Origin of the sequence: Bradyrhizobium sp. U87765 SZCCT0048 (genome assembly GCF_018131225.1) — a bacterium.
In the GTDB taxonomy this organism is placed as follows: Bacteria; Pseudomonadota; Alphaproteobacteria; order Rhizobiales; family Xanthobacteraceae; genus Bradyrhizobium_A.
In genome coordinates this window covers 835,493-858,419 of the sequence record NZ_JAFCMM010000001.1, presented here as the reverse complement: position 1 = coordinate 858,419, position 22,927 = coordinate 835,493, and the positions used below count along the sequence as shown (strand labels likewise).

Genomic DNA, 22,927 nt, shown 5'->3' with positions numbered 1-22,927 from the left:
GTTGACCCGATGTCCATCGTCAATTCGATTCGCGCGCAAATTCCCCCGATCCACCCGGAGGGCTATCCCTTTATCGGCGGATTTGCGCTCGCCAGCCTGATCCTGTTCTGGATCTGGCCGCCGCTCGGCTGGATCGGCGTGGTGCTCACGGTATGGTGCGCGCTGTTCTTCCGCGACCCGGTGCGGGTCACGCCGGTGCGGGAGGGCATGGTGGTGTCGCCCGCCGACGGCCGGGTGTCGCTGATCGCCCAGGTGGTGCCACCGGCGGAGCTCGGCCTTGGCGACAAGCCGCTGCTGCGCGTCTCGGTGTTCATGAGCGTGTTCAACTGCCACGTGAACCGCAGCCCCGTGGCCGGCCGCATCGAGCGCATCGCCTATCGCCCGGGCAAGTTCATCAACGCCGAACTCGACAAGGCGAGCGAGGACAACGAGCGTAACTCGCTGGTGATCTCGACCCCGGACGGGCGCATCGGCGTGGTCCAGATCGCCGGCCTCGTGGCGCGGCGCATCGTCTCCTTCGTGCGTGAGGGCCAGACGCTCGGCGCCGGCGAGCGGTTCGGTCTGATCCGCTTCGGCTCCCGCCTCGACGTCTACCTGCCCGAAGGCGGCAAGGTGCTGGTCTCGGAGGGGCAGACCGCGATCGCCGGCGAGACCGTGCTCGCCGACTTCCGCGCCGGCGACGCCGGCCGCACCTACCGGGTGGATTAACCGTCAGGCGGCGCGGGCCTCATGTGGCCCGGGCCGGCAATGGCGGAGGCCCCGCGCCGTCGCTATATTGGGTCCATGTCGATGCCCTACGATCCGAAATCCCCCGACCCGAAGCGCCGCCGGTTCCGGCCGATTCCGCTGCGGATGCTGGTGCCGAACGTCATCACGCTGCTGGCGATCTGCGCCGGCCTGACGGCGATCCGCCTGTCGACTGAGGGACGGCTGGAGCTCGCGCTCGCCGCCATCGTGTTCGCGGCGCTGCTCGACGGCATCGACGGCCGCGTGGCGCGGGCGATCAAGGGGCAGTCGCGGTTCGGTGCCGAGCTCGACAGTCTCGCCGATTTCGTCAATTTCGGCGTCACGCCCGGCCTGATCCTGTATTTCTGGCAGCTTCACGAACTCAACAATGTCGGCTGGATCGCCGCGATGATCTTCGCGATCAGCGGTGGCCTGCGGCTGGCGCGCTTCAACGCCAACATCGACGCCCCCAACCAGCCGTCCTATGCGGCGGGCTTCTTCACCGGCGTGCCGGCGCCGGCTGGCGCGCTGCTCGGGTTGCTGCCGATCTACCTGTCGTTCCTCGATCTGCCCAAGCTGCCGACCACACTGGTCGCGCTCTATACCCTGCTGATCGCCTTCCTGATGGTGTCGCGGCTGCCGGTGTTCTCCGGCAAGACCATCAGCACCCGCGTGCCGCCCGAGATGGTGCTGCCGGTGTTCTTCTGCGTCATTCTCGTGATCGCGCTGCTCATCGGCTACCCCTGGCACATGCTGTCCGTAGGGGCGCTGGTCTATCTCGCGACCTTGCCGTTCGGCTGGCTGTCCTACCGCCGCCATGAACGCGCGGCGACGGCCGCGGCTGCCGCTGTGGCGAGAAGCGCCGGCGTCGCCGGCGCGCTCGATGAGCCGTCGTCGACCTTCGAGGCCGCCAAGCCCGAGACCGGCGACCGGCCCGCCCGCCTGAACTGACGCGGCTGCGGCCGGGCTGCCACTTCCCGAATGTTAACAAAATCTTGCGGTGGCGCGGCCGGCGCTGTCGGAAGGCGACATCCATTGGCGCGAAATGGCCGGCCGGAACGGCGCAAGTCGTTGGATCACAAGCCATCGGCGGTTCGTGGTCGCTTTGGTTTTACCCGTCCTTAATGGCGCAGACGCTAGGGTGACGACGCGTGGTCCAGAAGGGCCCGCCGCCCGTCCAGGACCGACGGTCGTGTGAGTGCGCGGACGCGTCGGAGCTTTCCCCATGGATTTCGCCACCAGTATCGGCCTCCTCGTAGGCACGGCCGTCATCGCAGTGATGATGCTCCTGGGTGGCGACCTCGAAATGTTCGTGTCCGAACATGCCGCCATCATCATCTTCGGCGGTTCGTTCGCCGCGACGCTGATCCGTTTTCCGCTGAGCTCGATGCTCCATGGCCTGCCGCTCGGCGCCAAGTTCGCGTTCACCATGCGCCGGACCACCGCGCGTGAGCTCGTCGATCAGCTTGCCAGCCTCGCCGAGATCGCCCGCAAGCAGGGCCCGGTCGGCCTCGAGAAGGTCGAGATCGACGATCCGTTCCTGGCCAAGGGCATCCGCTACGTCGCCGACGGCTACGACGTCGACTTCATCCGCGACAACCTCGAGCGCGATCGCGACAACTTCGTCGCCCATCTCGACGAGGGACAGAAGATCTATCGCGCCATCGGCGACTGCGCGCCGGCGTTCGGCATGGTCGGCACCATCATCGGCATGGTGCAGATGTTCGCCAACATGAGCGATCCCGCCAAGCTCGGCCCGTTCATGGCGACCGCGCTGCTCGCCACGCTCTACGGCGCCGTCGTCGCCAACATCTTCTGTCTGCCGATCGCCGACAAGCTGCAGCTCAAGCTGCACGACGAGGACACCAACCGCACCTTGATCATCGACGGCATCCTGATGATCCGCGACTCCAAGAGCTCGGCGCTGGTGCGCGAGATGCTGCTGGCCTACCTGCCGGAAAAACATCGTCACAGCGCCGACGAGCCCGTTCCGGCGTAACGGCAGCGAGCTGGACCGAGGCCGATGGCGAGGAAGAAAAAGCACGACGGGCATGCCGGCGGCCACGGTTGGTTCGTGACCTTCGCCGACCTGATGGGACTGCTGATGAGCTTCTTCGTGATGCTCTGCGCGTTCTCCACCCAGGATCAGCAGAAGCTCAAGATCGTCGCCGGCTCGATGCGCGAGGCATTCGGCGTGCAGAACGAGGCGCGCTATTCCGGCGTGATCGAGACCGACGGGCTGCCGACGCGCGCCAAGCTGAAGAACGTCGCGCATATCAATCCGGAAGAATCGTCCAACACCCCGACGCCGGACCAGGAGGAAAACAGCCGGGTCACCGGCGCGCGGATGAAGACCGACCGCGAATTCGCGCTGGCGTCGGCCTCGCTGCGCCAGGCGCTGCAGGACATGCCGGAGCTGACCGAGATCTCCAAGCACATCATGTTCGAGGAGACCAAGCAGGGCCTCAACCTCGAGATCATCGATCAGGACGGCCGCTCGATGTTCGCCGACGGCTCCAAGGAGCCCTATGAGCGCACCCGCGTGCTGCTGCAGAAGCTGGCGGCGCCGCTCAAGGCGACGCCGCTGCGAATCACGATCTCCGGCCACACCGCCGCCGGCTTCGTCTCGCCGCGCACCGGCTATGACGCCTTCGATCTGTCCGCGGACAGGGCCAATACGGTGCGTCAGATTCTGGAGCGCGAGGGGTTGCCGCCGGGACACATCTTTGGCGTGACCGGCAAGGCCGACACCCAGCCGCTGTTTCCCGATGATCCCTCGCTGGCGGCCAATCGCCGCGTGACCATCACGCTGATGCGTGAGGATCCGCCGCTGCCGCCTAACCTAAAGCCCTGATTCTACCGGCGTATTTCCCCCGATTGCGAGGGTGGGGCGTGTCGTGACATGATCATGGCATTCGCCGTGACATGCTCTTTTGCATGCCTGAGGCCTGAAAATGCGCTAACCTATGCACTATGCGCGGAACTATAAGCCGCCGCTTGCCATTGTGCGGTGAAGCAATCGAGGTGGGTCTTTCATGCAGTCCGAAGTCACAGTAACCGCCGCGGAATCCCCGGCGGCGAATGGCTATGGCGAGACCCACTCGACAGCCAGTTACAGGGCGCTGCTGCTCGGCAGCATCGGCGTCGTCTACGGCGACATCGGCACCAGCCCGCTGTACGCCTTCCGCGAGGCCGTGACGGCCGCGGCGTCGGCGGACGGGGTGACCCCCCATGCCGTGATCGGGGTGATCTCCCTGATCATCTGGGCGCTGATCGTGGTGGTCACCCTCAAATACGTCCTGATCCTGATGCGGGCGGACAACAACGGCGAGGGCGGCACGCTCGCCCTGATGGCCCTGGCCCAGCGGGCGCTGTCTGGCCGTAGCGGTACGATTGTACTTCTCGGCATTATCAGTGGTGCGTTGTTCTATGGCGACGCCGTTATCACGCCAGCGCTGTCGGTTCTGTCGGCGATCGAGGGCATCAAGATCGCGACCGAAGCTTTCGATCCCTATGTGGTGCCGCTGACCCTCGTGATCCTGCTGGCGCTGTTTGCTGTGCAGTCGCGCGGTACCGCGCGGGTCGCGGCGTTCTTCGGTCCGATCATGGCGGTGTGGTTCGCCATCATCGGGCTCGCGGCGCTGCCGCAGATCGCCAGGCACCCGGAAGTGCTGATGGCGTTCAATCCGTTCAACGCCGTCAGCTTCATGCTGCATCATGGCGTCATCGGTCTGGTGACGCTGGGCGCGGTGTTCCTGGCGGTGACCGGCGCGGAGGCGCTCTATGCCGACCTCGGCCATTTCGGCAAGCGGCCGATCCAGAGCGCCTGGCTGTGTATCGTGCTGCCGTCGCTGGCGCTGAACTACCTTGGGCAGGGCGCGCTGGTGATCGCCAATCCCAAGGCGATCGAGAACCCGTTCTACCTCATGTTCCCGGACTGGGCGCTGCTGCCGATGGTGGCGATGGCGACCGTCGCCACCGTGATCGCCAGCCAGGCGGTGATCACCGGCGCCTATTCGCTCACCCGCCAGGCGATCCAGCTCGGCCTGCTGCCGCGCTTCGAGATCCGCCACACGTCGGAATCCCACGCCGGCCAGATCTACATCCCGCGGGTCAATACGCTGCTGCTGGTCGCGGTGGTCCTGCTGGTCGTGCTGTTCCGCTCGTCGAGCGCGCTGGCCTCGGCGTACGGCATCTCGGTGACCGGCACGATGGTGGTGACCGCGCTGATGGGCTTTGTGGTGATCTGGAAGGTGTGGCGCTGGTCCGCGGTTGCCGCGGCGGCGCTGATCGCGCCATTCCTGCTGCTCGACCTCACGTTCCTCGGCGCCAACCTGCTCAAGGTGTTCGAGGGCGGCTGGGTGCCGCTGGCGCTTGGCGGCGTCGTGATGCTGCTGATGTACACTTGGCGGCGTGGCAGCCGGCTGTTGTTCGAGAAGTCGCGCAAGCTGGAACTGCCGCTCGCCGACCTCGTCGCCATGCTGGAGAAAAAGCCGCCGCAGCGCGTACCGGGAACGGCGGTGTTCCTGACCAGCGACCCGCTCAGTGCTCCGACCGCGCTGATGCATAGTCTGAAGCACTACAAAGTGCTTCACGAGAAGAACGTTATTCTCACCATCGAGACCGCGTCGACGCCGCGCATCGACGTCTCCGAGCGCGTTCGCCTCGAGCAGATCAGCCCGACCTTCTCGCGCGTGGCGCTGCGCTTCGGCTTTATGGAGACGCCGAACGTGCCGAAGGCACTCGCGGTTGCCCGCAAGCTCGGCTGGCAGTTCGACATCATGTCGACGTCGTTCTTCCTGTCCCGCCGGGCGCTGAAGCCGGCGGCCCATTCGGGCATGCCGCGCTGGCAGGACCATCTGTTCATTGCTCTCAGCCGTTCGGCCAACGACGCCACCGACTATTTCCAGATCCCGACCGGCCGTGTTGTCGAGGTCGGCACGCAGGTCAGCATCTAGGATTTCCATCCGGAGTTGCGGCCGCATCCGTGCCGGGCAGGGTTGACCGGCCCGAAGCCCGGCGGTGCTTGATTTTTCAGCCATAAAAAGGGACGTTGGCGCCCGCCCGGCGGCGTCTGTGCCGCTGCGGCTGCCGTTTCGGCGACTGATGGACCATCTGGATCAAGGAGCTCCGCGTGTCGGACCAACCCCATCGCGTGCATGATTTGAAAGCGGCCGACGTCGCGGCCGGAGTCGCCGACGGCCGCTACCTTCTGATCGACGTGCGTGAGCCCAACGAGGTCGAGGTCGAGGCCTACCCGGACGCGGTCGTGCTGCCGCTGTCGTCGTTCGATCCCGGCGACATTCCCGACCCGCAGGGCAAGACCGTCGTGTTCGCCTGCCGCTCGGGCCGTCGCTCCGTCACCGCTTCGCTCGCCGCGCAGGCCGACGGCCTGCCGTATGATTCCCATCTCGAGGGCGGCATCCTCGCCTGGAAGGCCGCGGGCCTGCCCGTGAAGACCGGCGGCTGACACGGCATCATGAATCCGGTCTTCGCCGACCTGCCGGTCACCATCTTCGAGGCGATGTCGCAGCTCGCGCGCGACCACGATGCCATCAATCTCGGCCAGGGCTTTCCTGACGACGCGGGGCCCGAGGACATCCGCCGCAAGGCAGCGGATGCGGTGCTCAACGGCTATAACCAGTACCCGTCGATGATGGGCCTGCCGGAGCTGCGCCAGGCGATCGCCGCGCATTACGGTCACTGGCATGGCGTGACGCTCGATCCGATGAGCGAGGTGCTGGTGACGTCGGGCGCGACCGAAGCGCTCGCAGGCGCGATCCTCGGCCTCGTGCGGCCCGGTGACGAGGTCATCGTGTTTCCGCCGGCGTATGATGCCTACAATCCGCTGATCCGCTGTGCCGGCGGCGTGCCGCGCTTCGTGCGCCTGGAGCCGCCGCACTGGCGCATTCCCGAGGAGGCGTTGCGCGCTGCGATCACGCCGAAGACCAGGTATCTCATCTTCAACAACCCGCTCAATCCGTCGGCGGTCGTCTATCCGCGCGAGGATCTCGAACTGCTGGCGCGCATCTGCAGAGAGTACAACCTGATCGCGATCTGCGACGAGGTGTGGGAGCATGTCATCTTCGACGGTCGCAGTCACATTCCGCTGATCGCCATGCCCGGCATGCGCGAGCGCACGGTGAAGATCGGCTCCGCCGGCAAGATCTTCTCGCTCACCGGCTGGAAGGTCGGCTTCGTCTGTGCGGCGCCGCCGCTGCTGCGGGTGCTGGCGAAGTCGCACCAGTTCCTCACCTTCACCACGCCGCCGAACCTGCAGGTCGCGGTCGCCTACGGCCTCGGCAAGCCCGATGATTATTTCCTCACGATGCGCGACGAACTGGCGCGCAGCAGGGATCGCCTGACGGAAGGTCTCAACAGCCTCGGCTTCCCCGTGCTGCAGTCGCAGGGCACATACTTCCTCAACGTCGATCTGTCGCCGCTCGGCCTCAACGAGACCGACGAGCAGTTCTGCCGCCGTCTTGTCGCCGAGTACAAGGTCGCAGCGATCCCGGTGTCGGCATTCTACGAGGACGACGCGGTGACGTCGGTGATCCGCTTCTGCTTCTCCAAGAAGGATGCGACCATCGACGCGGCGCTGGAGCGGCTGTCGCGCGCGCTGCGTGGCCGTTGAGGGGAGGGACGGATGCGCGCCACACCCCTGCTGTTTGCCGCCGCCACGCTGCTCGCCGCCGTTCAGGCGCGGGCCGACGAGCGCGTCGTCAACTTCTACAACTGGTCGAACTACGTCGCGCCGGGTGTGCTGGACGAGTTCACCAGGGAGACCGGCATCAAGGTCGTCTACGACACATTCGACGCCAACGAGACGCTCGAAACGCGCCTGCTCGCGGGCAAATCGGGCTACGATGTCGTGGTGCCGACGGCTTATTTCCTGCAGCGCCAGATCAAGGCCGGCGTCTTCCAGAAGCTCGACAAGGCGAAGTTGCCGAACCTTGCCAACGCCTGGCCGTTCGTCGCCGACCGTCTTGCGGTGTACGATCCCGGCAACGTCTATGCCGTGAATTACATGTGGGGCACTACCGGCATCGGCTACAACGTCAAGACCGTGCGCGCCATCCTCGGCCCGGATGCCAGGATCGAGTCCTGGGACATCGTCTTCAAGCCCGAGAATCTGGCGAAGTTCAGGGATTGCGGCGTCCACATGCTGGATTCGGCCGATGACATCCTGCCGGCCGCGCTGAACTATCTCGGCCTCGATCCCAATTCGAGCAAGCCCGAAGACCTCGAAAAGGCCGCTGATCTCGTCAGCAAGGTGCGGCCCTCTGTGCGCAAGTTTCATTCCTCGGAGTATCTCAACGGGCTCGCCACCGGCGAGATCTGTCTCGTGGTCGGCTGGTCCGGCGATATCAAGCAGGCCCAGAGCCGCGCGACGGAGGCCAACAACGGCGTCGAGATCGGCTATGCCATTCCGAGGGAAGGCGCGCAGATGTTCTTCGACAATCTCGCCATTCCGGCGGATGCCAAGAACGTTGCCGAGGCATACGCGCTCATCAATTTCCTCTATCGCCCGGAGATTGCGGCGAGGAATTCCGACTTCCTGTCCTATGCCAACGGCAACCTCGCGAGCCAGAAGCTCATCAGCCCCAAGGTGGCCGGCGACACCACGGTCTATCCGGACGAGGCGACGCTGAAGAAGCTGTTCGTCATCACCGCCCGCGAGCCTGCGGCGCAGCGGGTGATCAACCGGCTGTGGACGCGGGTGAAGACGGGGCGTTGAGGCACCACAATCTTTAGCTCGAATGAGCGGGCGACCTCCGGGAGGCGTGCGAGAAACGATCCCGGAGAATTGCTGCGTTCATTCGGACCGCACGCTGTTTGCTGGTCATGCGGTGCTCAGTGAGCGGGGGGTCTTCCCCTCATGGTGAGGAGCGCGGCGAAGCCGCGCGTTGCGAACCATGAGGCCAATGCGTCGCCGCCCGGGTCGAGTGCCACGATGATTGAATGCGCTGGGGCCTCATCCTTCGAGACGCAGGCTGCTCCTGCTCCTCAGGATGAGGTGAGAGGTAGATGCGCGTTAACGAGCTGGATCCGCAGAACGCCGCCATCACCGCCAGCGGCGGTGCAGCCACAGCCATTGCTCGGGATGCTCGCGCACCCAGCCTTCGATCACCGTCGTCACCGCCTGCATGGTGGCGGCGACGTCGATCTTGCCGGCGGCGTCGCGCGCCGGGACGACTTCCGGCGACAGTTCGGCGCGGAAGCGGTAGCCGGGCAGGCGGATGATGCGTACGCCATGGATCGGCACCTCGATTTGGCGCGCGAGGCGCGCCAGCAGCGGGTTGGCCTTGGCCTTGCGGCCGAAGAAGGTGACGTCGACGCCGCGGCCGAAATGCTGGTCGACCAGCATGCCGACATGGACGCCGTCCTCCAGCGCCCGCGCCAGCCGCAGCGGCGCATCCGGCGTCGTCGCGACCATGGTGCCCATGTTCACGGCGCGGATCTTCTGGATGGCACGGTCGGCGGCGGCGATGTTGGGCCGGCGGAACAGCACCGCGGAGTCCAGGCCATAGGCCGGCGCGGCGAGGGCGGGCAGCTCCCAGTTGGCGAGATGCGAGGCGAAGATTAGCGCGCCCTTGCCGTCGTCGTGGAGCTTGCCGAAGATCTCCGCCGTGCCCGGCGCGAGCTCGATGCGGCTGCGCTCGGGATGGGCGGGGTCGAGATCCCAGACATGGTCGAGATGGGCAACCTCAGCGCCGACGCGGCCGAGATTCTCCCACACACCGAGCAGGATGGTCTCGATCTCGGCGTCGCTCTTGTCGGGAAAGGCGGCCTTGAGGTTGGCGCGGCCGATCTTGTGCTCGGGCAGGTACGGCCCGACCGTGCGCGTGATCTTCGCGAACGCGCCTGCTGTGCGCTCGGCGTCGAAGTGCCGGGTCACGCGCAGCAGCACGACCACGAGGCCGCCGACCAGCGCCTCGACCAGGGGCTTGGTGGCGTCGCGCAGGATGGCGCGCGCGCGGAGGACGAGGCGCAGCATCAAAACTGGACGATGATCTTGCCGAACACCTGGCGGCTTTCCATGCGCGCCAGCGCCGAGGCGACGTCGTCGAGCGGCACCGCGGTGTCGATCACCGGTGTCATGCCCCCAGCCATCTTGTCGAGGCTCTCGGCGATGTTGCGCATCGAGGCGCCGAACGAGCCGATGATGCGGTACTGCTGCTGGAACAGCTGCATCAGGTTGAGGGTCGTGGTCGGGCCGGAGGTCGAACCGCAGGTGACGAGACGGCCGCCGCGCTTGAGCGTCAGCAGCGAGCCGTTGAAGGTGTCGGCGCCGACATGTTCGAACACGACGTCGACGCCCTTCTTCTTGGTGATCTTGCGCGTCTCGTGCTCGAAGCGGTCCTTGCGGTAGTTGATGACATGGTCGGCGCCGAGCGCTTTCACGCCCTCGATCTTGGAATCGTCGCCGACGGTCGTGATTACCGTGCAGCCGATCGCCTTGGCCATCTTGATGGCGACGGTGCCGATGCCGGAGCCGCCGGCCTGCACCAGCACGGTCTCGCCGGGCTCGAGTTTCGCATTGTCGAACAGCATGTGCTGCACGGTCGAGAACGCGATCGGCGCGCAGGCGGCATCGTGATGGCCGACGCCTTCGGGCACCGGGATCACCAGCCGCTCGGACAGGTTGAGCAACTCGCGGGCGAAGCCGTCGACATGGAAGCCCATGATGCCGGAGACGTTCTCGCAGAGGTTGTCACGGCCTTCACGGCAGGCCTTGCAGGTGCCGCAGGTCAGCGCGCCGTACATCACCACCGGCTGGCCGACCTTGAAGCGGGTGACGCCCGCACCGATCGCGGCGATCTCGCCGGACGCTTCGGCGCCCACCACCAGCGGCAGCTTGCGCTTGGCGAATGCCATGCCGCGGTAGCCCCAGACGTCGATGTGATTGAGCGCGACGGCCTTGACGCGAATCTGGACCTCGCCATCGCCCGGTGGGGGCGGGGCGGCCGTGTCCGCCACAATGAGCTGGCGGTCGGCAACGAGGGTCAGCGCGCGCATGCGATCGGTCCTGAAAACGGGGCAAAATAGCGATTAGCGGCCTCTGCGGCCGCCCTGCGTATCACCCGTCCGGGCCGGCGCGTCAACCGCCAAGGCCCGGCCTTCGGGCCGCCTGGGGACGCCGTGGCGGGGCTTCCCCAGCGCGGGGGGAGTGGCCAGAGCGACCGCGGCCGTCCCGACGGGCGGCCGGCGCGATTCAGAGGGCGTCTGTGTCAGGCCGGCTCGCCGGTCAGGATCAGCGAGGCGTTCTGGCCGCCGAAGCCGAACGAGTTCGACATCACCGCGGTGACGCGGGCGTCGCGGGCCTTGTTGGGCACGACGTCGAACTGGATCGCCGGATCCGGAACCTCGTAGTTGATGGTCGGCGGAATGCGCTGGTGCACCAGCGTCAGCAGCGAAAACACCGCTTCCACCGCGCCCGCGGCCGACAGCGTATGGCCGATCATCGACTTGTTGGACGACACCGGCACCGTGTGGGTGCGCTCGCCGAACACCGAGGAGATGCCGAGATACTCCATCTTGTCGTTCTCGGGCGTGCCGGTGCCGTGGGCGTTGATGTAATCAATCTGCTCCGGGGTCATGCCGGCGTCGGCGAGCGCGTTGCGCACGCAGCCGATGATCGGTTTGCCGTCCGGCGAGGAGCGGGTGCGGTGGAACGAGTCCGCGAGCTCGCCGCAGCCGGCGACGACGCCGAGAATTTTCGCGCCGCGGGCGGTGGCCGATTCGTAACTCTCCAGCACCAGCGCGCCGGCGCCTTCCGCCATGACGAAGCCGTCGCGATTCTTCGAGAACGGCCGCGCCGCGGCCTGCGGCGGATCGTTCTGGGTCGACAGCGCCGACAGCAGCGAGAAGCGGATCAGCGCTTCGGGATTGACCGAACCGTCGGTCGCGACGCACAGCGCCGCGTCGGCTTCGCCGCGGCGGATGGCCTCGACACCGAGCTGGATCGCGCTGGCGCCGGAAGCGCAGGCGGTCGATAGCGAGATCGGCGATCCCTTGGTGCCGAAACGTTCGGCGAGATGGTCGGCGACCGAGCCGAACAGGAAGCGGCGATGGAAGTCGGTGAAGCGGCCGCCGCCGCACACCTTGAGCATGGTGTCGTAGTTGATGTCGCTGGTGGCGCCGGTGGCGCGCGACAGGATCTGGCGCTGCGGCCACTCGACCTCGACCGGCGCGACCGCGAGAAACAGCGGGCCCGGGAAGTCGCCCTTGCTGCCGATGCCGGCCTCGGCGATTGCTTCCTCGGTGGCGAGATCGGCGAGGCGCTCGGACAGGTCGGTCGAAGAGAAGGGATCGACGGGGACGAAGTCGACGGCGCCGGCCATCGTGGTCTTCATGCCATCGATCGGAAAGCGGGTGATGGTGCGGATGCCGGACTGGCCAGCGACGAGCTTGGACCAGTTCTCCGTTTTGCCGGCGCCGAGCGAGGTCACCACGCCGGTACCGGTGACGACCACGATCGGGCGTCCGAACTTGTCACGCTTTGCCGTCATCGTTCCTCCAGTGGGGCCCGAACGGGCCCGCAGCGTCCGCGCGCGATCAGCGCACGGCCTCGACCAGCGCCATGCCTTCGCCGCGCCAATGGCCGGCGCCGACGACCACTATCTGGTTCGGCGCCTCGGACATTTCAATCTCGAACCCGCTGGGATCGTTGGCCGGGAACAACTTGCCGCGCGAAAGTGCCAGCGCCGCGAGCGCGAGGCCGAGCGGAAACTGCGCCTCGACCGTGTGGCCGAACATGGTGTTGGTGGCGCGCACGGGGAGCGGCTGATGCTTGGCCAGGAACGCACGCTCCTCGGCGGTGGCCGGCTCCGCACCGGTCGCGCCGGTGATCACCGCCACCCTGTCGCCGGCCGGCTTGAGCTGGTCCCACAGCTTGTCGAGCGTCGCGGTGACCTCGCCCGTGGCCTTGCGGCGGCTCTGGTCGGCGACGACGCGGCTGAGACGCGCGAGCGGCTTGGCGCCGCGCGCCTGTGCGTGGGCTTTCGATTCGACGACCAGGAAGACGCCGCCGGAGCCGAGCGCGAAACCCGGCTGGGCGGTGCGCGCCCACACCGATTGATGGCGATCCCTGAGATTGAAGTCGCCGAACTCGTAGAGCATCAGGAGGTCCTTGCGCTCGCCGTTGTGGGCGGCGCCGATCAGCGCGATATCGCTCTGGCCGGCATTGATGCGCGCAAGCGCGATGCGGGCCGCGTCGACGCCGGCCGCTTCCTCGCCCATGAAGGTGCGCGACGACCCGGTGACGCCGTGCACGATGGCGATGTTGCCGGCGAGCAGGTTCGACAGCTGCGCCAGGAACAGGGTGGGGCGCAGGTCGTTGAGCAGCCGTTCGTTGAGAAAGCCGGGCGCCGCGTTGCCCTGTGCCTCGGCATTGAGAATGCCGCTGTCGACGGCGAGATCGCGCTCGCCGCCGCCGGCGGCAACGATCATGTCCATACGCGACAGGATGTCCTGGTTGCCCTTCACGCCGGCCGAATCGAGCGCAAGGCCGGCGGCGTAGGTGCCGATGCGCTGCCAGGCCTCCATCTGGCGCTGGTCGCCCTTCTTCGGAATCTGGGCGTCGAACGACACCGGCACCATCGGGTGCACGACGTACGGCGCAAAGCCGCTCTCGTCGACATTGACGCGGCGCTCGGCGAGCGCGTCCCAATGGGCATCGAGACCGATGCCCAGCGACGACGCGATGCCGATGCCGGTGATCCAGGCTTCCCGGTCGTCGGGTTGGGGGGCGGCCAGCTTGTCAGCCATGAGCGATAACCTGTCTCGGGAAGCCGAGCTTGTCCGCCATCAGATCCATGTGGCGGCGCAGGTCGGGATGGGGAAAGGGAACGTGGCGGAAGGTCAGCGTCGCGTTGCAGCGCAGCTTGCCGTCCACAGAAACGCGAGCTTCGGTCACGGCGAAGCCGGAGCCTTCATGAGCGATGCTGGCGTCGATCGTCAGGCGCTCTCCGGGCGCGATGAAGGTGCGCATCTTGGCTTCCTTCACCGCGGCCAGGAACGGCATGCGTTCGAACTTCATCATCGCGATCAGCAGCCAGCCCGAGGTCTGCGCCATCGCTTCGATCAGCAGCACGCCCGGCATCAGCGGATAGCCGGGGAAGTGGCCTTCGAAAATGGTGCTGGTCTCGGGGACGTTGGCCTCGACCGTGATCGTCCGCGCGCCGACGTCGAGAGCGGCGATGCGGTCGATCAACTGAAAGTATGCAAGATTCATGGCGGCCCGGGCTTACGCGCCCTTGGCGGCGACCAGTTCGTCGATGCGCGCGCTGAGGTTCTTCAGGACGAAGTACTGCTCGGTGGTCGCCTTGCCGTCGTTGACCTCCTGGGTCCACTTTTCGAGCGGCAGCTTGATGCCGAACGCCTTGTCGATCGCAAATGCGATGTCCAGGAAGTCGAGGCTGTCGATACCGAGGTCGTCGATGGCGTGGCTCTCGGGGGTGATCGTGTCGCGAGGGATATCGCAGGTCTCGGCAATGATATTGGCGACCTGATCGAATGTGGCTGTCATTATTAAGCCTTTGATGTATTTGCGAGAATTGCCGTTTTTGGGCAGGTCGCAAGAGTGGTCGTGCCGGGAAGGGCCCATCCTCCGGCATGAAGTCGAATGCCCGTATATCGGAGCGCCGGCTTGAGTTCAATGCCAGCGCGGGCCGGGTGTGGAACCCGCCACCCGCCGTTGCGCACCGCGGCTGATCCGGCCCGCATGGTGGGTGCATGGCCTGGGCGGCGAGCGATTCGCAGCCGGCACGGCACACGGCAATCGTGGATTTCTGGTGGCCGGCGGTCGCACCGACGGATCATATCGGTGGGTGGCGACCGTCATTGTGCTTCAGCGACCGGTCGTGCGATTCGGCAGTCCGACGTCTGCCGCGCGGGTCAGATGGCTTCCGGGTGGGAGGGAGCCATCTCGAACAGCGGGGGCAGCTTGCCGCAATCGCGACGGCCGACCAGGACGCAATCCTGGGTGCGTCGCATGTCCGCGATGGTCGTCGCCAGCCATACGCCGGCCCCGGTGAGCAGCAGCGTGAACATCAGGGCCGCGAGATTGATCAGCATGCGGTGGCGATAGTCGTCCGGGGACGCCGTGGAGGAATCGGCATCCGGTATGCTTTTGACGACATGGAGACGGGCGACGCCGCCATTGTTTGTCGCGCGATGATCCGTTGCACGATTGTCCTGCAGCACCGCTCGCGGGTGCCCGGGCGGTCTGGCGAGGGTCCGCGGTCTGAACGGGATGACGCGATGATCGTCATCGGTCACGACCGGTTGCCGGCTCGACATGAAATTGAAGCCCGCTGATGAAATGTCGATGTGCGAGCCTAGCACGATCGCCGCGCACCGGAACGGGGTAAATGCATGGCGTCCGGGGATCGCAGGGTTTTGATCAGCGCATGGCAGCGGCTTGCGAAGCGGGAGCGCGGCGATCTAACCTTGCGAATCCCGGCGCTTCGCGCGCGCCTTGTCAGGGCGCGCGGAGACGGGCGGGATGGGCATGTCCGGGCAGGCGCTTCGGGGTGGGACTGGGATCACGGATGCCACGTCGCGCATCGCAGTCGCGGTGCATTTGACGCAATCGATTGAAAACGAGTCATTGAGGAGTTTTCTGAATGAGTAACAAGCGTGAACCGATCCTGCAGCCCGTTCCGATCCTGTCGCTGAAGCCGACCCAGCTCACGGTCGGCATGCGCGAGGTCAAGGAGAAGCGCAAGCGCTGGCGCGACCACAAGCCGAAGAAGCGCGCCCAGATGCTCGGCAGCCACATGATCCCGGTGGTGCTGGGCCCCGGACGCAAGCATTACGTGATCGATCACCACCATCTGTCGCGCGCGCTGCACGAGGAAGGCGTCAAGGATATCCTGGTGACGGTGGTCGCGGACCTCACCATGGTCGATCCCAAGCTGTTCTGGAACGTGATGGAAGCCCGCCGCTGGGTCTACCCCTACGATTCCAAGGGCACCCGCATGAGCTACAGCAAGCTGCCGAAGACGGTGTCCCAACTGAAGGACGATCCGTTCCGCAGCCTTGCCGGCGAGCTGCGCCGGATCGGCGGCTTCGCCAAGGATACGACGCCGTTCAGCGAGTTCGTGTGGGCGGATTTCCTGCGCAACCGGATGTCGCGCAAGTCTGTCGAGGCCGACTTCGACAAGGCGGTGGAGAAGGCGCTGACGCTCGCCAAGAGCCAGGACGCAATCTACCTGCCGGGCTGGTGCGGACCGGCTGCGGAAGACTGAAAGCAGCGCGGGGCGCGAGCGGCATCCGGCCGCTTCGCGTCCCGCAGTTTCTGGCGGCTCAGGCCTTCGGCAGCCGTCCCATCAGGTAGAACTCGTCGTTCGGCAGCGTGTTCGTGAAGTTGGCGATCCGGTTCGACATGCCGAAGAACGCCGCGATCGCGGCGATGTCCCAGATCTCCTCATCATTGAAGCCGTGCGCGGCCAGCGCGGCGTAGTCGCTCTCGCCGAGCGTATGCGAGGCGGTCGTTACCTTGACCGCGAAATCCAGCATGGCGCGCTGGCGTTCGGTGATGTCCGCCTTGCGGTAGTTGACCGCGATCTGGTCGGCGACGAGCGGCTTCCTGGCGCGAATGCGCAGCACCGCACCGTGGGCGATCACGCAATACAGGCACTGGTTGATGGCGCTGGTGGCGACCACGATCATCTCGCGTTCGGCCTTGGAGAGGCCGCCGTCCTTGTCCATCAGCGTGTCGTGATAGGCGAAGAAGGCGCGGAATTCGTCCGGTCGCCGCGCCAGCGTCATGAACACGTTGGGCACGAAGCCCGACTTTTCCTGCACGCCGAGGATGCGGGTGCGGATGTCCTCTGGCAGCTCGGCGAGCGAAGGCAGCGGAAAGCGTTGGGGCTGGGTCATGCGATGATCTCTGCGGACAGAACGCGACGGTGCGTGACGGCAGCATGCTGAAAGAACGGCCGAGCGTCCAGACCGCAGATCCGCCGGACTCCTCAGGAGCCGGCGTGGGCGCAGGCGCGAAAACCCCGCCGTTCGTTGTCAGCGCAACGGCTTCTTGAGGAGCTGGAAGCGGTCGGGATCGAGCCCCATCGACGGCTGCAGCAGCGGCGAGTCCAGCGTCCGCGGCGGCAGCTTGTCGATGAACGAGGGATCGTTGGGCACGTCGCGGGCGGTCGTGGCGCCGCGCCAGCGCTCCAGCACCGAGGCGACGAAATGCATGTCCTGGCCGCGGCCGGTGGTCGCCACGGTGGCGACGGTGGCCTCGCCGCGCGGCAATTGCTGCGGCGGAACTTCCTTGAAGCGCAGGCGCGTCGGCAGCGCCACGCCTTCGCCAAACGCCAGCACCTCGCGGGTGCCGAGCGAGGGGACGAACGACAACAGGTTCGCGGCGGCGTCGGATACGGCCGAGCGCAACAGCGCCTGGTCGCGGTCGTTGGCGAGGCGCATCGCGAACAGCGTGCTGCACTGGGAAATGATGGTGGGATCGAGCTCGGCGGGGCGCTGGGTGATCAGCGCGAGATAGACGCCGTACTTGCGGCCTTCCTTGGCGATGCGCGACACCGCCTTGCGAGTCGGGCCGAAGCCGATGCTGCGGTCGGCGGAGGCGTAGCGATGGGCTTCCTCGCACACGAACAGCATCGGTGAGGCGCCGTCGCTCCACAGCCCGAAGTCGAACGCCATGCGGCACAGCACCGACACCACAGCGTCGACCACCTCGGCCGGGAAGCCGGCGAGCTGCATGATGGTCATCGGCCTGCCGTTCGCCGGCATGCGGAACAGGTGGCTGATGACCTCCGCCATGGTGTCGCCGCCGACATTGGCGTTGTCGAACATGAAGGTGTAGCGCGGGTCGTTCTTGACCGTCTCGATGCGCGACAGCAACTTGTGGTAGACGATGCGCGAGGAGCGGTTTTCCAGCTTGCCCATGCGCTCGTCGATCAGCGACGTCAGGTCGACGAGGCGATAGGGCACCGGGGTGTCGGCGGTGAAGCCGGTGGTCCTCGGCTCGATCCGCTTGACGCCGAGCCGGTCCGAATTCTGGTACTGGGTGTACATCGCCTTGGCGAGCGGGATCGTCTCCGCCAGCACCTCGACCTCTTCGGGCACGCCGGGGCGGCCGCCGAAGAACACGTCGACGATTTCCTCGAAGTTGAACAGCCAGAACGGCAGCTTGAGGTTGCGCGGGTTGAGCACCAGCGCGCGGTTGCCGAAGCAGCGGCCGTACTCGTTGTGCACGTCGAGCAGGAAGATGCGCAGGTTCGGCCGCGCCTGCAGGATTTCGTTGAGCAGCAGCGACACGCCCGTCGACTTGCCGACGCCGGTCGAACCGAGCACAGCGAAATGCTTGTTCAGCATCTCCTCGACGTCGATGTAGGCCTGCACGCTCGAATCCTGCTGCAGCGTGCCGACATGGATGTGGTCGGCGCGCGCCGGCGTGTAGATGGTGCGCAGTTCCTGGTTGGTCGTGAGGTTGGCGATGTCGCCGATCGCCGGATAACCGGTGACGCCGCGCTGGAAGCGGGGTGCCGCATCCCCCTGGATCTCGCCGAGCAGGTCGACCGAGGCAACCGCGATGAACTCGCGCCCCGTCGGCAGGTGCTCGCAGGTCACTTCGGTGATGATGGCGATGATCGCGGCATTGCCGGAGCGGATGCTGACGAAGCGGCCGACGGTGGCGCGCGCCTCGGCCTGCCCGATCTGGCCCGAGCCGAGCACGCCCAGGCGGGCTTGCGACCCGCGGACCACGATGACGCGCCCAAACGGGGCGAGGGGGGCCGAACTCAACATGAACGGGACTGACGCGCCTGTAATCTGTGCTTATCCGGACACCGACTATGGAGGGGGTGTTTGGAGAAATTGTTAAGCTTTGCCAGTGGGCGGTCGTGATCGCGGTCATGCCTGTGCAAGGTTTCTCCGGTGGAACCGAAATCCCCTGCGGTAACATATTGGGCGGTAAAGAGGATTTCCGGTCGCGGAGCTTCAGGGCGGTGCCGGGTCCCGAATCCCGTTTACTGCCTGTTGACCATGATGGGCATCCGGGTCCATCCGGCAGGCAGCGAGGCTCCACGGCCAGCGCGATAATCACAAAAATCCGTCCCCCGGTCGCAAATTTGGCAGTGCGATGGGGTAGACCGCGGCAGCGGAGCACTCTATATCGAGCGCCAGACGCTTCGTCGTGCCGCTGCGGACTTCGTTCCGCCCGCTGCTTCAGCAGCTCGGCCGGCACCTGGTGGGGAATCGTCTAATGGTAGGACTGCAGACTCTGACTCTGCCTGTCTAGGTTCGAATCCTAGTTCCCCAGCCAACTCGCACGACGATTGTGCTCAAGCCCCAATCTGCTCTGTTACTGCGATGGATCCGCGATCCGGATTGATGTCACGCGTCCGGCGTTGACCTCGAACGAGAACGGCCACGGACGATAGGACCAGACCACGGTATCCTTGTCGCTGCTCGCGTTGGTCTGCCTGGCGGGGCCGAACTGCTGCGACAATGTCTCGGTGCTGTCGCCGAGGTTGATGTTGTTGAAGCTGTAGTCCTTGGCCGGTGTCGGGCCTGTGACCTGAAGTGCGACGATGGTCTCATTCAGCACGGTGACGACAAGGTAGGGGTGCCGCTCCGACTGCTCCAGAAAATAGATGAGCGAATTTGCATTCTTCGGCTGGGGCACGACGCGGTGTGGTGCGCCGAGCGCAGATGTGACCTTGCGTGCGTCGCTGCCGATCATGAACGGGCCGATGTGGAGACAGGCTTTCTCGAGCACGTCTGGCTTGAGTTCACTCGGTGAGAGTTTCTGCGGACTTGCCACCACGCATGCGAAGGCGGCGCCCGTGCGGCGCCATTCGCCGCGAATCCCGTCGCCGGCGGATGGCGGTTTGAATGCGTGCGGCGTGTCGTTTGGCGCGAAGGAGCCGGCCTTGAATTCGTTCACCACCATGCCGGGACCGTCGGCGCTCGCGAAGGTCTGCAGCACGAACAGGGTAATCGGGCCGCCGAGGGGTATTTCCTGAGGCAAGAAGCCCGCGACCACGTCCTGAATGGCGAGGGAGACGGTGTGCCCCTTGGCCGTTCGCAGCTTGATGCAGCGCGTGACCGGCACCGCGTCGATGCGGGCCTGCTCGATGCCTGCCGCCGCCATCGAGATCTTGATCTGTGAGGTGTCGCAGGGCTCGCCATAGGTGGCGAGAGTGCCGGCGATCTTCAGTCGCGCAGGCGGGCGGTTCTCGACGCCTGTCGGGCGTGGCCGGTCAAGCAACGCATCGATGTCGACGGCCTGGTATCCGGCGAAGTCGAAGGCCTGGGCCGAAGCGGTCGACCACGGCGCGAGCGCTATGGCCATGGATGCGATCCGGATGGCCGAAAAGGCGGCCTTGTAAATCATCATGTGTCCTGATCCTGCCCCGAAACGGGGAAAGCGTACGCGATCGAAAATCAAATGCGTGCAACGATGGAGCTCTGCGGCTCGAAGATGATGATGGTGTGACAGTCCGCGATGTGTGCCGTAACTCTGCGCTTGTCGATGTGCGGCTGCGTGGCTGACATGTATCTGTGATCTCGTTTGCCTATAAGCCCGCGGTTTGGCAGCAGCGCGGCAAGGGGGGCGGAGTGTCGGCGACGGCCGGGGAGACGCAGGGACGGCGTTCGGGATGGTACGTGCGATGGCTGGTGATCGTTGTCGCGTGGTTCGGTGCCCATGCCTACGCCCAGGAGGCCGCGAATACGTTCGACATTGCAGCGCAGCCGCTGGCGTCGGCGCTCGAGCAGTATAGCGCGCTGACAGGCAAGGATCTGCTCTACAACAGCAATCTGGCGTCGGGGCGGATGTCGAAGGGCGTGCGCGGGGCGATGTCGGCCGATGCCGCGCTCGCCGTTCTCCTGCACGACACGGGTCTCGCCGCCTTTCGCCATGCAAGCGGCTCCATCCTTCTGTCGCCGACTCCGGTCGCGCTGGAGACGTCGGCGTCGCCGCTCGTCGCCAGTTACTATGGGCGTATCCAGGCCGCCCTTCGCGCGGCGCTGTGCCGGGATAACCTCGCGCGTCCCGGCCGTTACCGGATCGCGATGCGGCTATCGATCGATGGCGGCGGCCATTTGACGCGGTACGAGCAGTTCGGCTCCGGCGGAAGCGCGGAGGTTGACGAAGCCATTCAGCGCGCCGTAAGTCAGCTCGGTTTCGGAGCTGCGCCGCCGGAGGGCCTGAGGCAACCGATCGTGATTGTCATCTTGCCACAGGCGCCCGGCGTCACGATGGGATGCGACGAGGCCACGACGGTCCCGGCACGGACCGTGCGATGAAGGACGCGTCACTGGCCCTCGTGCGACGACATCTGGTCGATCGCTACGACGATCTCAAGCGGCGCCTGACCAGGCGCCTCGGGTCGCCCGACCTTGCCCACGACGCGCTGCAGGACGCCTGGCTCCGGATCGAGCGGGTCGATGCCATCGGTGATGTCCGCAATCCGACCAACTACATTTTCGGGATCGCGATGAATGCCGCACGCGATCGGATGCGCGATGCGAATTCCCGGTATCTGAGTGCGGCGGAGGTCGATGGCCTGCTGGAGATCGCCGACGACGCTCCGGTGCCGTCCAACGTCGTCGAGATGCGCTCGGATCTCAAGCTGCTGGAAGCCATTCTTCTCGAGCTTCCCGCCCGGCAGCGCGATATTCTGCTTGCGGCCCGCCTCGACCGCATGCCTCGCGCCGACATTGCGAAGAAGTTCGGGATCTCGGTCAGCCTCGTCGAGAAGGAGTTGCAGCGGGCGCAGGAATATTGCCTCGCCCGTCGCGACAAATTTGGCGAATGACGATGCGGAAACGATCGCTGAAAGATGTCTCTTCATTGAGGGCGTTTGTCGGGCCCGGTGGCGGAGTTTTGTCGTGGAGAGGGCAGACGGGCAATCATGCTGCAGCGGGGATTGACCATGGCTGCCGGTGATCACGACGATCTGGAGCTCGATCCTCTCAGGAAAGAGGCGGTCGGCTGGGTCCGGCGGCTGACGTCCGGCGCAGCCACCATGGCCGATGCCGACGAGCTCAGGCAATGGCGGGACAAAAGCCCCGAACACGCCGCCGCTTTCGCCGCGGCGAGCCTGTTGTGGCGCGACCTCGGCAAGGCCGGCGAGACACTGCGCCGCCGCGATACGGGCAGCCGGCTGCAGGACAATGCGGCGCGCCGGATCGGCCCGATGAGCCGGCGTGCCTTCGTCGGCGGGGGATTGGTGGCCGCTTCGGTGGCCGCCGGCGTCTATGTCGCGGCCCGGCCACCGCTCGAGCTGTGGCCGTCCCTGACCGAGCTGTCGGCGGACTATCGGACCGGCGCCGGCGAGCAGCGCAATGTAGCCGTCTCCGACAATGTGTCGATCCGGCTGAACACGCGCACCAGCATCGCGCGTCAATCGTCTGACGAGGGGGGCGAGCGCCTCAAGCTGATTGCCGGCGAGGCATCGTTCGCGACGGCGCGGCAGGGGCGGACGCTGATCGTTGAGGCGGCCGACAGCGAGATGACCGCGACCGCGGCCCGCTTCGATGTCCGATACCTGCAGCATGACGACGGAGCGTCGGTCTGCGCCACCTGCCTGCGCGGCGAACTGCGTGTCGCGCGTGGCGGCGACAGGGCCACGGTCATGGCGGGGCAGCAACTGCGTTATGACGCCCAGGGCGAGATGCAGGTCAGGTCGGTCGACATCGACGTCATGTCGGCCTGGCACGACGGGGTGCTGATCTTCAGGGCGACGCCGCTGAGCGAAGTGGTGACCGAGGTCAACCGCTATCGCGCCGGGCGCATCATCGTGACCAGCGCCGCGCTGGGCCGTGCGCCGGTCAGTGGGCGCTTCCGCATCAGCCGGCTCGATGACATCCTCACCCAGATCGAACAGGCCTTTGGCGCCAGGATGCGTGCGCTGCCGGGCGGCATTGTTCTGCTGAGTTGACGAAGGCTGCGGCATCAGGGCGCCGCGCCACGCGGCGTCGCCTGACACGAAAGTTTCACAAAAAACCCGTGGGGGTTCGGGCCCGTACTCCCGTCACCCAGGTATGAACGCCTGGTTTCCGGATGGCCGTTTGCCGATGGGCGGATGGCTTCGGATGCCTGGGGCTGCTTCGTGGCTGGAGTGTCTTTCGTCTCCTGCATCGTGTGCCGAGCACCTCGGCACACGTCGCGCGAGCCGGATCCATGCGCGCGGGACCGCCAGGCCCGGTCGGCGAGCCGGCGTTC

General features: G+C 66.1%; 22 protein-coding genes and 1 tRNA gene. 13 read left to right on the top strand and 10 right to left on the bottom strand.

Annotated features, from left to right (window positions below; translation table 11 throughout):
* Nucleotides 1–9: 9 nt before the first annotated feature.
* The 8 genes from JQ639_RS03710 to JQ639_RS03675 all read left to right on the top strand — a co-directional run bounded on the left by JQ639_RS03710 (nucleotide 10) and on the right by JQ639_RS03675 (nucleotide 8,464).
* Entirely contained in the window at nucleotides 10–708 is a 699-nt protein-coding gene (locus tag JQ639_RS03710) for a phosphatidylserine decarboxylase (RefSeq protein WP_211969346.1), read from the top strand.
* A gap of 81 nt (nucleotides 709–789) precedes the next feature.
* Complete coding sequence (locus JQ639_RS03705) at nucleotides 790–1,677, top strand: CDP-alcohol phosphatidyltransferase family protein (protein ID WP_211969529.1); 888 nt, start codon at nucleotides 790–792, stop codon at nucleotides 1,675–1,677.
* Nucleotides 1,678–1,951: 274 nt separating this feature from the next.
* Nucleotides 1,952–2,725, top strand: a complete 774-nt coding sequence (locus JQ639_RS03700; RefSeq protein ID WP_211969347.1) for a motility protein A — start codon at nucleotides 1,952–1,954, stop codon at nucleotides 2,723–2,725.
* Nucleotides 2,726–2,749: 24 nt separating this feature from the next.
* Nucleotides 2,750–3,580, top strand: a complete 831-nt coding sequence (locus JQ639_RS03695) for an OmpA/MotB family protein (protein WP_211969348.1) — start codon at nucleotides 2,750–2,752, stop codon at nucleotides 3,578–3,580.
* A gap of 181 nt (nucleotides 3,581–3,761) precedes the next feature.
* On the top strand, nucleotides 3,762–5,684 hold the full coding sequence (locus tag JQ639_RS03690) for a potassium transporter Kup (protein ID WP_211969349.1): 1,923 nt from the start codon (nucleotides 3,762–3,764) through the stop codon (nucleotides 5,682–5,684).
* A gap of 176 nt (nucleotides 5,685–5,860) precedes the next feature.
* On the top strand, nucleotides 5,861–6,196 hold the full coding sequence (locus JQ639_RS03685; protein WP_211969350.1) for a rhodanese-like domain-containing protein: 336 nt from the start codon (nucleotides 5,861–5,863) through the stop codon (nucleotides 6,194–6,196).
* 9 nt (nucleotides 6,197–6,205) lie between these two features.
* The gene (locus JQ639_RS03680) at nucleotides 6,206–7,360 is read left to right on the top strand and encodes an aminotransferase (protein ID WP_211969351.1); all 1,155 of its coding nucleotides are present in this window, start codon (nucleotides 6,206–6,208) and stop codon (nucleotides 7,358–7,360) included.
* A 12-nt stretch (nucleotides 7,361–7,372) separates the two neighbouring features.
* A complete protein-coding gene (locus JQ639_RS03675; protein ID WP_211969352.1) occupies nucleotides 7,373–8,464 on the top strand; it encodes a polyamine ABC transporter substrate-binding protein in 1,092 nt (363 codons plus the stop codon).
* A 327-nt stretch (nucleotides 8,465–8,791) separates the two neighbouring features.
* Here the strand turns inward: JQ639_RS03675 and JQ639_RS03670 are convergent, their stop codons facing one another.
* The 7 genes from JQ639_RS03670 to JQ639_RS03640 all read right to left on the bottom strand — a co-directional run bounded on the left by JQ639_RS03670 (nucleotide 8,792) and on the right by JQ639_RS03640 (nucleotide 14,934).
* Nucleotides 8,792–9,724: a lipid A biosynthesis lauroyl acyltransferase gene (locus JQ639_RS03670; protein ID WP_211969353.1), complete on the bottom strand. Its 933-nt coding sequence runs from the start codon at nucleotides 9,722–9,724 to the stop codon at nucleotides 8,792–8,794.
* Complete coding sequence (locus JQ639_RS03665) at nucleotides 9,724–10,746, bottom strand: zinc-binding dehydrogenase (protein WP_211969354.1); 1,023 nt, start codon at nucleotides 10,744–10,746, stop codon at nucleotides 9,724–9,726. The genes JQ639_RS03670 and JQ639_RS03665 overlap by 1 nt, the downstream gene beginning before the upstream one ends.
* Before the next feature lie 212 nt (nucleotides 10,747–10,958).
* Nucleotides 10,959–12,239 carry a beta-ketoacyl-ACP synthase gene (locus JQ639_RS03660; RefSeq protein ID WP_211969355.1) on the bottom strand — a complete coding sequence of 427 codons (1,281 nt, stop codon included), beginning with the start codon at nucleotides 12,237–12,239 and terminating at the stop codon, nucleotides 10,959–10,961.
* A gap of 46 nt (nucleotides 12,240–12,285) precedes the next feature.
* Nucleotides 12,286–13,497: a beta-ketoacyl-ACP synthase gene (locus JQ639_RS03655; protein WP_211969356.1), complete on the bottom strand. Its 1,212-nt coding sequence runs from the start codon at nucleotides 13,495–13,497 to the stop codon at nucleotides 12,286–12,288.
* The gene (locus JQ639_RS03650; protein WP_211969357.1) at nucleotides 13,490–13,963 is read right to left on the bottom strand and encodes a 3-hydroxyacyl-ACP dehydratase FabZ family protein; all 474 of its coding nucleotides are present in this window, start codon (nucleotides 13,961–13,963) and stop codon (nucleotides 13,490–13,492) included. The genes JQ639_RS03655 and JQ639_RS03650 overlap by 8 nt, the downstream gene beginning before the upstream one ends.
* A gap of 12 nt (nucleotides 13,964–13,975) precedes the next feature.
* Entirely contained in the window at nucleotides 13,976–14,257 is a 282-nt protein-coding gene (locus JQ639_RS03645) for an acyl carrier protein (protein WP_211969358.1), read from the bottom strand.
* A gap of 368 nt (nucleotides 14,258–14,625) precedes the next feature.
* The gene (locus JQ639_RS03640; protein ID WP_349644741.1) at nucleotides 14,626–14,934 is read right to left on the bottom strand and encodes a hypothetical protein; all 309 of its coding nucleotides are present in this window, start codon (nucleotides 14,932–14,934) and stop codon (nucleotides 14,626–14,628) included.
* 422 nt (nucleotides 14,935–15,356) lie between these two features.
* Between JQ639_RS03640 and JQ639_RS03635 the strand changes: the two genes are divergently transcribed.
* A complete protein-coding gene (locus JQ639_RS03635; RefSeq protein ID WP_211969360.1) occupies nucleotides 15,357–15,980 on the top strand; it encodes a ParB-like protein in 624 nt (207 codons plus the stop codon).
* 58 nt (nucleotides 15,981–16,038) lie between these two features.
* On the opposite strand, the gene JQ639_RS03630 is transcribed toward JQ639_RS03635, so the two are convergent.
* Nucleotides 16,039–16,614 (bottom strand): peroxidase-related enzyme, encoded by a 576-nt coding sequence (locus tag JQ639_RS03630; protein WP_211969361.1) that lies wholly within the window; start codon nucleotides 16,612–16,614, stop codon nucleotides 16,039–16,041.
* A gap of 138 nt (nucleotides 16,615–16,752) precedes the next feature.
* Nucleotides 16,753–18,501 (bottom strand): ATP-binding protein, encoded by a 1,749-nt coding sequence (locus tag JQ639_RS03625; protein ID WP_211969362.1) that lies wholly within the window; start codon nucleotides 18,499–18,501, stop codon nucleotides 16,753–16,755.
* 443 nt (nucleotides 18,502–18,944) lie between these two features.
* Between JQ639_RS03625 and JQ639_RS03620 the strand changes: the two genes are divergently transcribed.
* A tRNA-Gln gene (locus JQ639_RS03620) sits at nucleotides 18,945–19,018 on the top strand.
* A gap of 39 nt (nucleotides 19,019–19,057) precedes the next feature.
* On the opposite strand, the gene JQ639_RS03615 is transcribed toward JQ639_RS03620, so the two are convergent.
* On the bottom strand, nucleotides 19,058–20,146 hold the full coding sequence (locus JQ639_RS03615) for a hypothetical protein (protein WP_211969363.1): 1,089 nt from the start codon (nucleotides 20,144–20,146) through the stop codon (nucleotides 19,058–19,060).
* 218 nt (nucleotides 20,147–20,364) lie between these two features.
* Here JQ639_RS03615 and JQ639_RS03610 point away from each other — a divergent pair, with 218 nt between their 5' ends.
* The 3 genes from JQ639_RS03610 to JQ639_RS03600 all read left to right on the top strand — a co-directional run bounded on the left by JQ639_RS03610 (nucleotide 20,365) and on the right by JQ639_RS03600 (nucleotide 22,643).
* Nucleotides 20,365–21,006, top strand: coding sequence for a secretin and TonB N-terminal domain-containing protein (locus JQ639_RS03610; protein ID WP_211969364.1), 642 nt, complete (start codon nucleotides 20,365–20,367; stop codon nucleotides 21,004–21,006).
* Complete coding sequence (locus JQ639_RS03605; protein WP_211969365.1) at nucleotides 21,003–21,518, top strand: RNA polymerase sigma factor; 516 nt, start codon at nucleotides 21,003–21,005, stop codon at nucleotides 21,516–21,518. The genes JQ639_RS03610 and JQ639_RS03605 overlap by 4 nt, the downstream gene beginning before the upstream one ends.
* 117 nt (nucleotides 21,519–21,635) lie before the next feature.
* Nucleotides 21,636–22,643 (top strand): FecR family protein, encoded by a 1,008-nt coding sequence (locus tag JQ639_RS03600; RefSeq protein ID WP_211969366.1) that lies wholly within the window; start codon nucleotides 21,636–21,638, stop codon nucleotides 22,641–22,643.
* The last annotated feature ends 284 nt before the right edge of the window (nucleotides 22,644–22,927 follow it).

Coding starts and splice junctions, on each gene's coding strand:
- JQ639_RS03710 (WP_211969346.1), top strand. CDS start 10: ATGTCCATCGTCAATTCGATTCGCGCGCAAATTCCCCCGATCCACCCG.
- JQ639_RS03705 (WP_211969529.1), top strand. CDS start 790: ATGCCCTACGATCCGAAATCCCCCGACCCGAAGCGCCGCCGGTTCCGG.
- JQ639_RS03700 (WP_211969347.1), top strand. CDS start 1,952: ATGGATTTCGCCACCAGTATCGGCCTCCTCGTAGGCACGGCCGTCATC.
- JQ639_RS03695 (WP_211969348.1), top strand. CDS start 2,750: ATGGCGAGGAAGAAAAAGCACGACGGGCATGCCGGCGGCCACGGTTGG.
- JQ639_RS03690 (WP_211969349.1), top strand. CDS start 3,762: ATGCAGTCCGAAGTCACAGTAACCGCCGCGGAATCCCCGGCGGCGAAT.
- JQ639_RS03680 (WP_211969351.1), top strand. CDS start 6,206: ATGAATCCGGTCTTCGCCGACCTGCCGGTCACCATCTTCGAGGCGATG.
- JQ639_RS03675 (WP_211969352.1), top strand. CDS start 7,373: ATGCGCGCCACACCCCTGCTGTTTGCCGCCGCCACGCTGCTCGCCGCC.
- JQ639_RS03670 (WP_211969353.1), bottom strand. CDS start 9,724: ATGCTGCGCCTCGTCCTCCGCGCGCGCGCCATCCTGCGCGACGCCACC.
- JQ639_RS03665 (WP_211969354.1), bottom strand. CDS start 10,746: ATGCGCGCGCTGACCCTCGTTGCCGACCGCCAGCTCATTGTGGCGGAC.
- JQ639_RS03660 (WP_211969355.1), bottom strand. CDS start 12,239: ATGACGGCAAAGCGTGACAAGTTCGGACGCCCGATCGTGGTCGTCACC.
- JQ639_RS03655 (WP_211969356.1), bottom strand. CDS start 13,497: ATGGCTGACAAGCTGGCCGCCCCCCAACCCGACGACCGGGAAGCCTGG.
- JQ639_RS03650 (WP_211969357.1), bottom strand. CDS start 13,963: ATGAATCTTGCATACTTTCAGTTGATCGACCGCATCGCCGCTCTCGAC.
- JQ639_RS03645 (WP_211969358.1), bottom strand. CDS start 14,257: ATGACAGCCACATTCGATCAGGTCGCCAATATCATTGCCGAGACCTGC.
- JQ639_RS03635 (WP_211969360.1), top strand. CDS start 15,357: ATGAGTAACAAGCGTGAACCGATCCTGCAGCCCGTTCCGATCCTGTCG.
- JQ639_RS03630 (WP_211969361.1), bottom strand. CDS start 16,614: ATGACCCAGCCCCAACGCTTTCCGCTGCCTTCGCTCGCCGAGCTGCCA.
- JQ639_RS03625 (WP_211969362.1), bottom strand. CDS start 18,501: ATGTTGAGTTCGGCCCCCCTCGCCCCGTTTGGGCGCGTCATCGTGGTC.
- JQ639_RS03605 (WP_211969365.1), top strand. CDS start 21,003: ATGAAGGACGCGTCACTGGCCCTCGTGCGACGACATCTGGTCGATCGC.
- JQ639_RS03600 (WP_211969366.1), top strand. CDS start 21,636: ATGGCTGCCGGTGATCACGACGATCTGGAGCTCGATCCTCTCAGGAAA.